Origin of the sequence: Clostridium sp. AM46-21, assembly GCF_003480025.1 — a bacterium.
Taxonomy (GTDB): domain Bacteria; phylum Bacillota; class Clostridia; order Lachnospirales; family Lachnospiraceae; genus Coprococcus; species Coprococcus ammoniilyticus.
The window spans coordinates 31957-46562 of the sequence record NZ_QUIB01000010.1; the positions used below are offsets into that span (position 1 = coordinate 31957).

Annotated in this window: 11 protein-coding genes, 1 tRNA gene and 1 other annotated feature; of the genes, 1 reads left to right on the top strand and 11 read right to left on the bottom strand. The window is 41.0% G+C overall.

What is annotated here, in order from left to right:
• Positions 1-30: 30 nt before the first annotated feature.
• The 5 genes from DW959_RS08140 to DW959_RS08160 are packed head-to-tail and all read right to left on the bottom strand — an operon-like array spanning position 31 to position 8201.
• Complete coding sequence (locus DW959_RS08140) at positions 31-1215, bottom strand: ABC transporter ATP-binding protein (protein ID WP_347475343.1); 1185 nt, start codon at positions 1213-1215, stop codon at positions 31-33.
• Positions 1193-1870, bottom strand: coding sequence for an ABC transporter ATP-binding protein (locus DW959_RS08145; protein WP_117785052.1), 678 nt, complete (start codon positions 1868-1870; stop codon positions 1193-1195). Before DW959_RS08145 ends, DW959_RS08140 begins: the two co-directional genes overlap by 23 nt.
• A 3-nt stretch (positions 1871-1873) precedes the next feature.
• Positions 1874-4693 carry an ABC transporter permease gene (locus DW959_RS08150; RefSeq protein WP_117808400.1) on the bottom strand — a complete coding sequence of 940 codons (2820 nt, stop codon included), beginning with the start codon at positions 4691-4693 and terminating at the stop codon, positions 1874-1876.
• Between the two features lie 14 nt (positions 4694-4707).
• Complete coding sequence (locus DW959_RS08155) at positions 4708-7179, bottom strand: biotin/lipoyl-binding protein (protein ID WP_118483845.1); 2472 nt, start codon at positions 7177-7179, stop codon at positions 4708-4710.
• The gene (locus DW959_RS08160; RefSeq protein WP_118483847.1) at positions 7176-8201 is read right to left on the bottom strand and encodes a biotin/lipoyl-binding protein; all 1026 of its coding nucleotides are present in this window, start codon (positions 8199-8201) and stop codon (positions 7176-7178) included. Before DW959_RS08160 ends, DW959_RS08155 begins: the two co-directional genes overlap by 4 nt.
• Before the next feature lie 412 nt (positions 8202-8613).
• Here DW959_RS08160 and DW959_RS08165 point away from each other — a divergent pair.
• Positions 8614-8697: transfer RNA gene (locus DW959_RS08165), tRNA-Leu, on the top strand.
• Positions 8698-9018: 321 nt separating this feature from the next.
• Here DW959_RS08165 and DW959_RS08170 read toward each other — a convergent pair.
• The 6 genes from DW959_RS08170 to DW959_RS08195 form a co-directional block, all read right to left on the bottom strand.
• Positions 9019-9324: a hypothetical protein gene (locus DW959_RS08170; protein ID WP_008401521.1), complete on the bottom strand. Its 306-nt coding sequence runs from the start codon at positions 9322-9324 to the stop codon at positions 9019-9021.
• Between the two features lie 223 nt (positions 9325-9547).
• Positions 9548-9904, bottom strand: a complete 357-nt coding sequence (gene rplT / locus DW959_RS08175; protein WP_008401519.1) for a 50S ribosomal protein L20 — start codon at positions 9902-9904, stop codon at positions 9548-9550.
• 21 nt (positions 9905-9925) lie between these two features.
• On the bottom strand, positions 9926-10123 hold the full coding sequence (gene rpmI, locus DW959_RS08180) for a 50S ribosomal protein L35 (RefSeq protein WP_008401518.1): 198 nt from the start codon (positions 10121-10123) through the stop codon (positions 9926-9928).
• A 37-nt stretch (positions 10124-10160) separates the two neighbouring features.
• Complete coding sequence (infC, locus tag DW959_RS08185) at positions 10161-10655, bottom strand: translation initiation factor IF-3 (RefSeq protein ID WP_008401517.1); 495 nt, start codon at positions 10653-10655, stop codon at positions 10161-10163.
• A 27-nt stretch (positions 10656-10682) separates the two neighbouring features.
• Positions 10683-10812 (bottom strand) — a sequence feature (ribosomal protein L20 leader region).
• Positions 10813-10915: 103 nt separating this feature from the next.
• The gene (locus DW959_RS08190) at positions 10916-13045 is read right to left on the bottom strand and encodes an RNA degradosome polyphosphate kinase (protein WP_117823522.1); all 2130 of its coding nucleotides are present in this window, start codon (positions 13043-13045) and stop codon (positions 10916-10918) included.
• Positions 13046-14581, bottom strand: a complete 1536-nt coding sequence (locus DW959_RS08195) for an HD domain-containing protein (RefSeq protein WP_117823520.1) — start codon at positions 14579-14581, stop codon at positions 13046-13048. It lies immediately after the preceding gene.
• Positions 14582-14606 lie beyond the last annotated feature (25 nt).

Sequence of the window (14606 nt, forward strand, 5' to 3'; positions counted from 1 at the left end):
TGCATCCAGCGCCGTTTTCTGAACTGATATTTATTCTTTTGAAATAACAACCTTGCCATCCACTACCTGAATCTTTACCTTGTTTGTATCAATTCCGGCAGCCTCCAGAATATCATCACTGATCTGTACACGGTGTGCCTTATCCATAATGGAATATTCTTCATGGGAATCGGTTCCATTAAAGCTCTCGCTTTCCATGTCATTGATCCGTTTTCTGTAATCCTCTTTCATGATCTTTTCTGTACTGATCTTACCATCTGCGATCATAACCACACGTCCAACCTTATTTGCAAGACTGATATCATGCGTTACGATGATAACTGTAATACCCATTTCCTCATTCAGTTTCCGGAACAGATCCTGGATCATATCTGAGGTTTTGGAATCGACTGCACCGGTCGGCTCATCTGCCAGCAGGATTTTTGGATTGTTGGCAAGTGCGATCGCAATTGCAACTCTCTGCTGCTCACCACCGGACATCTGTGCCGGATAGGAATTTACCTTTTCCTTTAAACCAACCTTGCACAAAAGATCATAGGCTCTGGCTTCCCGGTCTTCCTTATTGTCTTTATCAAAATACATCGGCACCTGGACATTTTCCAGAGCTGTCATATACGGAAGCAGGTTTCTGGAATTCTTCTGCCATACAAAGCCAACGGTATGTTTCCGATATTCTACCAGTTCTTTGTCTGTCATTGCAAAAAGGTCTTTTCCATCTACATATAATTTTCCTGCTGTCGGACGTTCCAGTCCACCGATCATATTCAAAAGCGTTGACTTACCACTACCGGATTTACCGATAACTGCCATCAGCTCACCCTTTTTGATCGTAAGCTCCAGCCCCTGAAGTGCCATTACTTCAACTTCATCTGTTTTATAGATCTTAACCAGACTGTCGCAGTCAATGATATTGCCGGTTTCTTCATATTCTTCCGCAGCCTGACTGTTTCTGTCTGTATCGTCCAAATCTTCTGATGTTTCTGTATCGTCATCTGCTATATCTGCTTCATCAACAGCGTTCCCAGCATCCACTGCAGTCTCCTGCGCACCGATATCGTTCATGTCTGTATCTGCGATATCGGCGTCTTCCTGAACAGGATCCTGATCTATTGGTTCTTCCATCATCTGTGCAACATTTTCCTGCATATCAGTTTCCGGAATCGTATTTTTATCTTTTTTCTTAAAAAATCCACTATGCTTTGCCAATGATCTCACCATCCTCTATCTCAAATACTACGTCTCCGAGTTCCATCAGGTTTGGATCATGTGTCGTCATAACGATCGTGATTCCTTCTTTTGCCACCAGATCCTTGAACAGCTTCATAACATTCAGTCCGGATGCTGTATCCAAAGCTCCTGTCGGCTCATCTGCAAAGATTACCCTTGGCTTATGGGCAACCGCTCTTGCGATCGCTACCCTCTGCTGCTCACCACCGGACATCTGGTTCGGCATATGGAACATTCTGGAACTAAGTCCAACCATCTCCAGAACCTCGCGGATACGGGAATCCCGGTTTCCTTCATATTCCGCAAGTCTTAAACCAAAATCTACATTCTCATATGCATTCATGATCGGAATCAACGCTACCGACTGGAATACAAATCCGATATCGTACCGTCTGAGTTTTTCTCTTTCCGGTACAGCCATCTCCGACAGGTCGTGATCCTCTATGATCACCTGCCCCTCCGTTGCTTCATCCAGCGCACTTAAAATATTTAAAAGGGTTGTTTTACCGGAACCGGATCTTCCCTTCAGGATCGCAAGCTTTCCTTCCGGGATATCCAGATCTATTCCTTTAAGAGCATAAAATGGTTCGCCATTTCCAACTGTAAAACACCGCTTTATTCCTCTTGCAGTAATCATATTCATTGTTTAGTCCTCCCCCAGTTTTAATGCCTGTGTGATGTTCATCTTCTTTAAGATTGTCCGGAGAACAATGAAGCAGATAATAAACATTACCACAACTACGATCGTCAGTTTCAATATATCAAATGGGTTGACCGCTATGCTGATCGCTATGTTATGCGACTCCGGCAGATATACGATCGCTACCAGCTTTACAAACAACGCAGTAGCCGCCGCTCCAACTCCATATCCTGCCAGACTGGCAAGAACGGAACTGAACATCTGCTCGTTGATCAGCATCTTGTTAATCTCCTTCATGCTCATACCCATCGCACGGTAGATACCAAACAGAAGCTCCCGTTGCTTGATCGATGTGATCCAGTAGATGAGGAATCCTACTGTACAGAGGATAACTGCTACCAGGAAGCTCAGTGAGAATAACCCATTTGTGATCAGTACAAGCGGAGATTCCAGCATGTTCTGTACTTCCTGATCTACACTCTGATAACTCTTTAATAAAATACCCTGCTTTTCAACCGTATCCAGGACCTCCTGATAATCATGTCCATCTGCAAGCTGTCCCCATATCTGATATGGAGTAAGACCAAATGCACTGACAACATATGCGTAATTAGCAACAACCAGATAACGTTCCTTCTCAACAACTTTTCCACTGTTGTCCTTCTCATATGTGTACTGGTTAAATCCAGGCCATGCATCTACAATTGCACAGATTGTTCCGGACGGTGATGCGATCTCAACCGGCTCCTTTGTCTTCATCGGGCTGTATCTTGCATATGTAATGCTGTCACCAACAGACAGATCATATTTCTTTGCCAGATTTGATGAAATGATAACACCATTGGAAACAGTTGCAATACTGTTCAGGTAATTATACCAGTGTTCATCATTCAAACCTGACTTTAATTCGGCTGTCTCACCAAATTCCTTTGTATTAATTCCCATCAGAACAGAGTCCGGAAGTTCAGAACCTCCAACCTTGATCGTTGTATTGTCATCATAGATCACACGGGTCAGATGTTTGCATGAATTGGAAAGATTCTCTGTATACCGTTCAAAATCCGGTTCTTCATAGTACCAGTGACTCTTCTTATCTTTATCCAGATACGCACCCATCTTCCACTGTTCACTCAGAACGATATCTGTTCCAAGATTATATTCGATACGCTCCTGATTGTTCTCATTGATCGTTCTTGCCATATTGGAATTAAACATACCCATGGCGATCGTCATAACCAGAAATACAGAGATAAAGCCCTGCTTCTTCACTGTTCTGGTGATCTGAAGGAAGGAAGCATATACCGCAGGTGACCATCTCTTCTTACCAATGAAATAAATGAACTTGATCAGATATTTGATCAGTCGCAGGATCAGCAGCCCAACTGCAAATATAAACAGGGAGGAATTCAAAAAGATCAATGGATCCGGTTTGTTTCCAGCCAGAATGCTTAATGCAATATCACTCTTCTGTTTATTGTAGTTGTACAGAAGGTAAATGGAAACTGCCACCAGGATCACATCCAGAAATGCCTTCTCCCAGATTGGCTTTGTATTCACCTTTCCAAGTTTACTCTTCTGCTCTACTATCGAATTCTTCGCGTATTTCAATACCGGAAGTGTTATAAACAGGATTGCGATAACTGCAGCAATTAGACTGTATAATAACATTCCCCATGTCAGTTTATAAAAGTGTGTATCACCAAAGCTGAATTTCAGGAAGGAGGTTGCACTTGCACATAATTTACACAACAGATATCCGACCGGAATACCAATAACGATCGCGATCAAAGAAAGGATCGCAGATTCTCCAAAATAGATGCCAAGAATCTGTTTCGTACTGGTACCACGACTCTTTAGCATCGCAATCTCACCGTCCTCCATTTCCAGGATCTGACTGGATACCATATAGATAAATGCCAGAAGCAATACCAGGATTGGAAGCTCCAGTACCCAGATAATGATCATGATCGATGTTGCATCGTCCTGATAATCAGCAAGTATGCTGCTGAAATTCTGAATAAAGTTACCATCTGCTTTTGAAAATGCACTCAGATAATAACGGATATCTGATGCATTTGTATGATCGATATATGCATAATCCAGCATATTATATGTTGCATAATATATTGTCAAAACACCATAATTTGCAACGGTTTCATCAAAGGATGCCTGATCTGTAAATATCATCTTATCAAAATCTACCGGTGTCTCTTTCCAGTAAATATCAGTGGTATCCTTTGGTTCAAAGATTCCGACAACCGTAAATGTAACCGGCTTTCCATCCTTGTCTACCAATTTATCAATTGATACGGTTTCACCTACAACCAGATCATATGTATCCGCATTCTGCTGATTGATAATCACCGGATAAGTACCTTCAACCGGTTTCCCGGTATCAAGTCCCTCTCCAAACGTAATATTGATATGTTCGCTCATATCCTGCATATAGTTTACACTGAAAAATCTCCTGGAACCGAGCCCGGTCATTGCATAAGTACCTTCTATAAACAATCTGTTCTGTCTGCTTAATACCGGTACGTCAATGTAACTCATCCACTTCTTTTCATATGCATTGATACGGTCAAGTACGGATGCAGAATCCGGGAAATTGTCTGTTGAGCAGGAGCCCTGTCTTCCGACCACGGCTGAATATGTGTTGTTATCTTCTATTGCTGAATCAAACTTGGATGCCAGCGTCATATCCATTGCACCGTTTTTGAACATCGGATTACAGGATGCTACAGCAACCAGAAGCACAATACCAAGAAGAAGGCAGGCATTCAGCCACTTTTTATTCAGTAATTTATTTCTTAAGAATTTAAACATTCCTCTTCTCCCTTCTATTCTTCTGAGCTGCTATCGGCTTTTTTCTTTGTATTGTCACCACTGCCGGAAGAACCGGATTCTTTCAGAATCACATCTCCTTCTGACAATCCGGTAAGTACACATGCATTTGACGACTTTGTATCTGTGCTTGTTGTTACATACTGTTTTACAATCTCATCCTTTGAAAGCTTCCACACATATTCATAGGATTTACCGGATGTCTTATCCGTCTCTGTATAAATAATATTCATTGGAACTGTTACTACATTTTCCAGTGACATTTTTGCAAAGCTTACAAAATATCCCTTTGGTGAATCATAGAAGCTCTTATCATCCACCTGTATATAATATCTGGTATCTTCGGATCCGGCGCTGCTTGTTATATATACCTGACCATCGATCGTTGTTACATAAGCCTTCTTGGAATCCGCTGTTGCTCCGATACATCTTCCGGTCAGCTTCTTGCTGTCATCCTTCTGATCAATTAAAGTAACCTCCTGATTGACCAGAAGTGTTGCATTGCTGTTATCACTTCCGGTATCGTCACTTCCGCTATATCCGTTACGTCTGGAGCTTCCACCGTTATCTGTCAGGGATAAGGACATCATCTTGGATTCATTGCTTCCTATGCTGACAACCTTGTCACCCTCTTTGATCTGTTTTCCCTGACTGGCATATACACTCTGTACAACGCCGTCGCTTTCTGCATATACGCTGATATTACCTTTTCCATCATTATTTTTGTTCAGCTTATCACGCTTTGCGATCAATGGATTCACAGTCGTATTATAATTGATCTTTGCCAGCTCTTCATTGTATTTTGCAATCTCAATCTGGCAGGTAAGCTGCTCAACCATGTATAATGTATTGCCATTATTATCATCTGGATCCGGGATATCGTAATCACCGTCTTCTTCATCCCCGTCATCTGTTGTAGTATCCGTTGTATCATCTGCCGGATCAGCATCTCCCGGTGTTGCCACCTGCTGTTTCTTCCTGCCGGAACGGTAATCTTCAATCTCGGCTCTCAGATCCTTGATCTGCTCTTCATAGCCCGCTACTGTCGAATCATAATCACTCTTTGCATCTGATATCTGGGAGTTTAACTCCAGCAGCTCTGCGCTACCACCACCACTGTCAACAATATACAACAAATCGCCTTTTTTCACTTCCTGACCTTCCGCCAGATCAAGCTGTGTAAAATAGCCTTCTACAGGAGCTTTATAGGTTATCTGATTGGTATCTACCATCTTATAGGATTTGCTGGTTCCTGTTGTCTTAAAGGTTCCCAGCTTGATCTCATATGTTGTATAGTCACTTGGAATCGTTGAATCAGAATCATAATAAACCAGATCTCCCTCTGAAAGGCCGCTCTTTACTTCCGTGTAGTTATCATCCTGTGCACCGATCTTGATCTCACGCTTTTCCTTATCACTGCTGTCTGTCTTCACATATACAAAATACTTATCTCCTTCTTCGTATAAGGAATCATTTCCGACTACAAGAACATTTGCAGCAGTTGATGTACTGAAATACAACGGTGTCAGTGTTCCTGTCTTTAAGATCTTGCTGTTATCCACATCCTTCAGTTTAAAACGGACATATGGCAGCTTGGATGCACTCTGTGCTGCTGCGATCTCCTGATTGGAATATTTGTATTCTTCCAGCTCATACCGTTTGCCATCGATCATCGTGTACATGGTATTAAAATTTGCATATCCATCTCTTGTAATCTGCTCACCGGTGATCTCAATATACGGTGTGTTGTAATCAGATATAATAACAACATTCTCACCACTGGAGATTGATCCGCCGCCTTCATCTGATGAATCTGTATCCGTCAGGCTCTTGGCATATGTAACATAGCCATCCTGTTCTGCTACGAGCTTGTTATCGGTTTCCAGAGATTCCTTCTCGTCAATCTGCCGCTGGAGCTTCTTGACCTTATAATTGTACAACATGTTATCATACCGGTTATTCTCGGCATTGACTGCTTTTGTGCTCTGGTTTTCTTTCGCACCGGCAGAATCTCCAGCCTCATTACATGCTTTAATCTTATAATCCAGTTCCTTCTGTTTCTGTTCGTATATCTTTTCGTTTACATTATGGGTCTGCTGCTCACTGGAAAGAGAGGCTTTCAGGTCTTCAATTCCTGAAGTCGTATCATCGCTATCTGCCTCTGCAAGAACCGTGCCCTTTTTAACATAATCACCTACATTGACATAAACCTTTGAGAGTGTCGCTGAGGTTTTAAAGAAATAACAATAATCCGTTGGTACAATCGCACCATTCTTGATAATCTTCTTACCAACATCGCTCTTTTCGACCGGACGGTACGCCTCATTCGTTGTAACCGGTTCTAACAGCTCCGGTGCTTTTTCTTCTTTTTTTCCACAGCCTGTTAAACCAAGCATCATTGCCACAGCGATTGCTGTCATTCTGACTGCATACGATTTTTTATTGATCATTATTCTCTTCTTTATCAATTTACCGTCACCTGCTCTCCAGCCTTCAATCCAGACTTAATAATCGTATATCCGTCTACCGTTTCACCAATTGTTACATCAACTGCTGTCCGGAAGCCATCATCATTGATCGTGAATACATAATAATTATCTTCTGACTTCTCATTGATCGCTTTTTCATCGACATAGACAACATTGCTGATCACCGGCTTATGGATCGTCATGGTCAGCACATCTTCTTCTGAAATTCCTGCCATACTGTCTACCGGCTCAAATAAGATTTTCTGCATCTGCTTACCGGTTGCCTTATCTTCATACTGACTGACATCAATAACCTTCATATCGTAGGATGCCACTTCATAATCTGCCTGATAGACATCCCCTTTTTTAAATTCATAATCATCATCTGTCGTTGCTGTATAATTAGAGGATCCGGATGCTACGGTCACCAGATTATCGGATGAACTTGCATATCCATATCCCAACCACTCATTGACATAGGTTACAGTTCCATCCTTTTCTGCAATCAGACAATACTCCTTCATCTTCTCGTTCTGTTCTTTAATATATGTATCTGCGATCTGGATATCCTCTTTCAGACTTGCAATATCATCAGAATAATCCTCTGATCCATCAATCTGCATCAGTTTCTGATAATGTTCAATCAGCAGTTCATTCTCTGCCTTCTGCTCTGTATATTGCTTGATCGTATCCTGAATATCATCTGCCTTAAACTGAACCATGATATCTCCGGCTTTCACCCGATCTCCCTTTGATACATTAACCTTTTCTACTTCGTAATCGTCCTGTGAAACTTTATAATTTTTCGTTTCAAATTCATCCGGGGAAAGTTTTAAATTCAAGATTGGTGAAATATCTCCTGACTGAACGGTCACCGTATCATATCCCACCTTTGTATATGATTCAATATGAATAGAAGGTTTGCTGCTTTCTGCATTTTTGCTGCTGCATCCACCCAGAAGGGCAGCTACCATGCTGGCACATAATACACATGCCACACCCTTTTTGATTCGTTTCCGCATCGTTGCCTCCTTGCTTGCGCTGTTTTATTTTTATGTGTATCTGAAAATGCTATATTTTCCAAATTAAATCATTGTAATTTTACTCTCTCTGTCTGGCATAATCAAGCAATCCTTATTTTATTAAACAATCTTAAGGATTCCTGTATTATTTCTGTTACATATCATTTTCTGACAAATGTCCTGATCTTATGCCAGTATAAAATACAAATGTATCATATTTGCATCTTTTCGTTTTACATACATACTTCGTTATAAGTTTATCATGTAAATGTGTCCATTTTATGATGAAAATCTCTATCATAATGCGTGCATTGGATTTTTTCAAAAAAAAGTAAAAAAACTTGTTGACATTTATATAGCACAGTGGTATTATCTTACTTGCGTCGGCGGTAAGCCGTACGGAATAAGACATGCGGGAGTGCTGGAATTGGCAGACAGGCTAGACTAAGGATCTAGTGCTGGAAACGGCGTGTGGGTTCAAGTCCCATCTCCCGCATCTTTATTTTTTAGAAAACCTTTGAGGTTTTCTTTTTTTATGCACAAAATCCCTGATACAAAGTATTTATATAATTATAATAAAACACTTACATGTATATATCTTTATGAAGCAGACCTTTTTACTCTGTATAACTTCGAACTAACCTCGGCGAGCCTCGCTAAGGTCTCAGTTACGAACGTCGGTTCTTAACGATTCATCGCAAGATGAAGAGTTTAGTACCGCTACGTTTGAAATAGAACGAAAGTGTTCTGCGGAATAAATGGTATATACCTGTAAGTGTTTTGTTGTTAATATACTTGTATCAGGGATTTTACTTTCTCAGATTTTTATCATATTGGTAAGCTTCTTTTCTACGTCTTCTAACAGATGTGCCTTAAATGCACTGTAGTACTCATGTGTAAACTGTGTATAAAGGAATTTGTTCCACAGGTTACTGCAATATGTACTGTCAAAATCATAGTAAGAGTCTGTGTACATCATTCCGTTACTGTATCTGGTTACATCCAGATATGGCTCTTTTCCTGCGTAATTTAATCTCATTACAAGATTCTTCTGTTCGCTGCAGCATGCAAATGTCTCCAAGAACATCTTCATCTGCTCTCTTGTTACTCGTTCTACAAACATAATATGTCACCCTCCATGTCCCATAAATTAGCTCAATGTACAGTTCTATTATAGTATGAACAGGACAACTCTGTAAAGGCAATTATGTCAATGTCCGCCTTTTATTTATGATCTTTAAAATAACGGATCACTTGGCCGGGCAAACGTTCTGATAACGCAAAAACAGACCATAACCATCTTCTTCCGAAAATCATCATGATCTGTTTTTTCTGCTTATCTTAAATTAAGCAAGCTTTTCCTTTGCAACAGCAACAAGCTTAGCAAATCCTTCCGGATCACTGATAGCCATCTCTGAAAGCATCTTTCTGTTGATGTCTACACCTGCAAGCTTTAAGCCGTGCATTAATTTGCTGTATGAAATATCATTCATTCTTGCAGCAGCATTAATACGAGCGATCCATAACTGTCTGAATTCTCTCTTTCTCTGCTTTCTGCCAGCATATGAACTTGTTAAAGCTCTCATAACTGACTGCTTTGCTACTCTATACTGCTTTGATCTAGCTCCTCTGTAACCCTTAGCCAGCTTAAGTGTTCTGTTATGTTTTTTCTTAGCGCCAACGCCGCCTTTTACTCTTGCCATTCTCTAGTTCCTCCTGATTTATTAGATATAAGGTAAAATCTTCTTCATTACCTTTTCATTTGTTGAATCCGTCATTGTTAACTTTCTAAGATTTCTCTTTCTCTTAGTTGTCTTCTTTGTTAAGATATGACTCTTGTAAGCCTTGCTTCTCTTAAGGCCGCCGTTAGCTGTTTTCTTGAAACGCTTAGCTGCTGCTCTTTTTGTCTTTAATTTAGCCATGTGTGTATTTCCTCCTTAATATATGTCATATTGTAAATTAACGTTTTTCAGTTAAAAACATTATCATACTTCTTCCTTCAAACTTGGCAGGCTTATCAATGACTGCGATGTCTGAAAGCTTCTCAGCAAATTCATCAAGAATGCCCTTTGTCTGTTCTACATGGGCAAGCTCTCTACCTCTGAATCGAAGCGTAACCTTTACTTTATCGCCATGTGTCAGGAACTTTCTTGCCTGATTTACTTTTGTATTCAAGTCGTTAGTATCAATGTTTGGAGATAAACGAACTTCCTTGATCTCCATTGTCTTCTGTTTCTTTCTGGCTTCTTTCTCCTTACGAGCAAGCTCATAACGGTACTTACCATAATCAATAATCTTGCATACAGGTGGTTTTGCCTGTGGAGCGATCTTAACCAGATCAAGCTCTGCTTCCTTTGCAAGCTTCAGTGCATCTCTGGAGGACATAATTCCGATCACCTGACCATCCTCGCCGATCACGCGCACTTCTCTGTCTCTAATCTGTTCGTTAATCATTAATTCGCTAATGACTTTTTACCTCCATTGCATAAAAAATAGTGGACAGCGCAAACCATCCACTATTATATATAAGTACATATTATAATCTACTTAGATATGAACCCAAGTCACTATTCTTCGTGCTAAGGTGAGAGTGGATACTCTGCTTTCTTGTCTGTCTCTGCTAAACAGCTTCTATAGGTTAGCACATACGTGTGCAAATGTCAAGAATTTTTTTACTGTATCCAGCAACTTTTTTCGTTATATTTAGCAACTTTTTAATGCTCGCTCTCTTCCGCTTCGATCGGGATAAATACCCGGTCATGAGAGATTGCCGCATCTGCATCCTCCGGTTTTGCAGAACGCTTACGGGCTTCTTCCGCGAAGTACATCTGGGAATCCAGTTTTACCTTACCGCGAAGGTCCTGCTTCTCGTAACTGCCATCCGGCTGCATGATGTGCGCCTTTAAAGTATCAGCAAGCTGGATCTTTAAGATGTCCTTGATTCGTTTCTTCAGATCAGGATCTTCTACCGGGAAGGTGATCTCGACACGCTTGTCAAGGTTTCTCGGCATCCAGTCTGCACTGCCCATATAGATATCTTCAAATCCATCATTATAGAAATAGAAGATTCTGGAATGTTCCAGAAAATTACCAACGATTGAACGAACCGATATGTTCTCACTGAGTCCCGGCACACCTGCTTTGATACAGCAGATGCCACGGACGATCAGGTCGATCTTAACACCGGCAGCCGATGCATCATATAAGGCTTCCATCACCTTCGGATCACAAAGCGAATTCATCTTGGCAATGATCCGTGCCTTCTTGCCCTGTCTGGCATTTTCCGCTTCACGGTTAATGAGCATCAGAAATTTATCCTTTAACCAGATAGGTGCAACTGCCAGTTTGTTCCATTTTCCTGGTTCTGAATATCCGGACAGCATATTAAATACTGCTGTCGCATCCTCACCGATCGGATCCGAACAGGTCAGAAGTCCCATATCTGTATATAACTTTGCTGTCTGATCGTTATAGTTACCAGTACCAAGATGTACATAGCGCTTGATACCATCTTCTTCTCTTCTGACAACCAACGCGATCTTGGAATGTGTCTTAAGTCCGACCAGACCATAGATAACATGACAGCCGGCTTTCTCGAGCTTTTTCGCCCATGCAATATTGTTTTCCTCATCGAATCTTGCCTTTAACTCAACCAGAACAGTTACCTGCTTGCCATTCTCCGCAGCCTGCTCTAACGCTGCTATGATCGGCGAATTGCCGCTGACACGATATAAGGTCTGCTTGATTGCAAGTACATTTGGATCGACTGCTGCCTGACGAATAAATTCAACAACCGGCGTGAACTCATAATATGGATGAAACAGCAAACGGTCATGCTTCTTGATCTTATCAAATATATTACTGTAGTCGCCATTTGAAAATGCCGGCTGCGGAACATATTTCTCATATTTCAGATGATCAAAGCCCGGCAGACCATTTACTTTCATAAGGAAGGTAAGGTCAAGCGGTCCGTTGATCTTATATACGACACGATCAACAACATCCAGATGCTTCTTTAATTCTTTTAACAGCTTTTTATCCATCGTATCTTCTACTTCCAAACGGATAACCTCGCCCCACTGGCGCTGCTTTAACTGCTTCTCGATCTCCTTTAACAGATCGGCTGTCTCTTCCTCATCAATTGAGAAATCCGCATTACGCATAATACGATATGGATGCGCACATACGATATCATAGCTTAAGAACAGCTTATCCAGATTCTTCTCAATTACTTCTTCAAGCAGGATGATCTCTGTCATGCCCTGTCGCTCGGATGGCAGGATGATCACTCTTGGAAGTACAGATGGAACCTGAACGGTCGCGATATCTGTAACGCCTTTCTTCTTATCATAGATCAGCGCACCGATATTTAAAGATTTATTTCTTACAAGAGGAAACGGTCTGGAAGAATCCACTGCCATTGGTGTTAATACCGGATAGATATCCCGTTCGAATAATTTATCTACATATCTGGACTGTTCCGGCGTCAGATCTTCATAATGTCTGACAATCTTCAGTCCATTTGCCTCTAATAACGGAACCAGGGAACGATTATAAGTCTGATACTGATTCTTCATGAATTCCTTCGTTGCAGGAATCAGCTCATCAAGCTGTTCTTCCGGCGTCATTCCTGCAATATCCTTCTTCGTATATCCCGCATTCTTCATATCCTTTAAAGAAGCAATACGCACCATAAAAAACTCATCCAGATTGGATGCTGTGATACTTAGGAACTTGATCCGTTCAAATATCGGAATATTCTTATCCTTCGCTTCACTCAGGCATCTTTTATCAAATTCCAGCCAGGACAGTTCCCGGTTGTAAAATAAATTCTTATCACTCATTTATATACCCCTCCTTTGTTTCAATACTACTTTTACACCATAGACCTTTTCAAATAAGATATTATTCGTTTTAAACATGCCTGCTTCAAGTGTAATATCCTCCAGCGTATCTGTATAGATCACCAGTGTATTGTCATGTAATGAAATCCTAAGATTTGTAATCTTCTGTTTATAGCTCTTATCAAGCACATCAGCCAGTCGAAGGATAGCGGTAAGCTTGGCCACTTTCATATAATCTGCCGATCCGATCCGCCCGGATGCCCTTAATTCCGACGGAAGGTAAAATCCATTATAATAAACCGCATTTGCGATCTCCTCTCTCTCTTTATGAGAAAGTCCAAGAATCTCTGTCGCCATCACGATATGATAAGAGATCAGGGATACATCCTTCATATTTACAAATTTACCACAATTATGCAGGATCGCCGCGATCTGTAACTGCAGCCGTTCCCGTTTACCAAGTCCGTGTAATTTCCGAATGCTGTCAAATATTGCAAGTGCATTATCCGATACATTCTGGACATGCGCACGGTTTACTTTATATTTCTTTGCAATTGTATTCACAGATGCAAGAATATCCTGATCAAAATTCTTGTCCATCAGGAAGGTCCCCTGCTTATCCATATAGTCGGCAATAATACCATCACAGAAGATCACATTCGGAGTCAGGATCTCCTCTGCCCTGGAATTATCCAGAAATGACTGATAAATAATCGCCATCGGAAGCATCAGGGTGGCACGCTCATATGGAATACCATACCGTTCCGCCAGATCTTCCGGTTTTATGTCAACTACCCGTTTATAGAGAATGCGGAATTGTTCTCTCGATATACTGTTCGCAATCGAAAGCTCCGGACCAACTTTTTTCAGGTTGTTGATACCATCACCGATTGCAATAATGCTTTTAATATCTTTATCATTTAAAAACAGATTTCTAAATTCTATGATCGCATTTGATGCATACTCTTCCATCAGTGTTTCAAGATCTACCGTATCGGAACCGAACCGGGTCAGATAATCACGGATTCGGACTGCACCGATTGGAAGATTCTGCGTCTGCACCAGATTTCTTCTGTCAAATATCGAGATCTGTAAGCTTCCGGCTCCGATATCAAGCAATGCATTATTCTTATGGGTTGCCACATCCACATCCAGCCCGGTTGCCACAAATGCTTTATAATTCATAAAACGTTGTTCTGAATTACTGAGTATCTGCACATCAAAATCCGTACACATCTTAATTCTCTCAATGATCATAGAAGCATTCTCCGCTTCTCTGACTGCACTGGATGCGTATGCTCTGTAATCAGATACATCATATTCCTTCATCTTTCTCCGGAATTTTAGCAACGTGTCACACAGTTTATTCAAATTATTTTCTTCGATATATCCTTTATTATAGGTATCACTTCCAAGCTCAATAATCGTTTTTACGGTATCAAGCTCCCTCGCACCCTTTCTTGGTGTGATCTCGCAGATCTTCATTGATATCTCATTAGAACCTACATTGATCGCGGCAAATGTCTTTCCTGCCATACTTTCATACACCTCACTTCTTTTT

Bases quoted from the DNA above. Each gene is read 5' to 3' on its own strand.
- DW959_RS08145 (WP_117785052.1), bottom strand. From the start codon at position 1,870: ATGAATATGATTACTGCAAGAGGAATAAAGCGGTGTTTTACAGTTGGA.
- DW959_RS08150 (WP_117808400.1), bottom strand. From the start codon at position 4,693: ATGTTTAAATTCTTAAGAAATAAATTACTGAATAAAAAGTGGCTGAAT.
- DW959_RS08160 (WP_118483847.1), bottom strand. From the start codon at position 8,201: ATGCGGAAACGAATCAAAAAGGGTGTGGCATGTGTATTATGTGCCAGC.
- DW959_RS08170 (WP_008401521.1), bottom strand. From the start codon at position 9,324: ATGTTTGTAGAACGAGTAACAAGAGAGCAGATGAAGATGTTCTTGGAG.
- rplT (WP_008401519.1), bottom strand. From the start codon at position 9,904: ATGGCAAGAGTAAAAGGCGGCGTTGGCGCTAAGAAAAAACATAACAGA.
- rpmI (WP_008401518.1), bottom strand. From the start codon at position 10,123: ATGGCTAAATTAAAGACAAAAAGAGCAGCAGCTAAGCGTTTCAAGAAA.
- infC (WP_008401517.1), bottom strand. From the start codon at position 10,655: ATGATTAACGAACAGATTAGAGACAGAGAAGTGCGCGTGATCGGCGAG.
- DW959_RS08190 (WP_117823522.1), bottom strand. From the start codon at position 13,045: ATGAGTGATAAGAATTTATTTTACAACCGGGAACTGTCCTGGCTGGAA.
- DW959_RS08195 (WP_117823520.1), bottom strand. From the start codon at position 14,581: ATGGCAGGAAAGACATTTGCCGCGATCAATGTAGGTTCTAATGAGATA.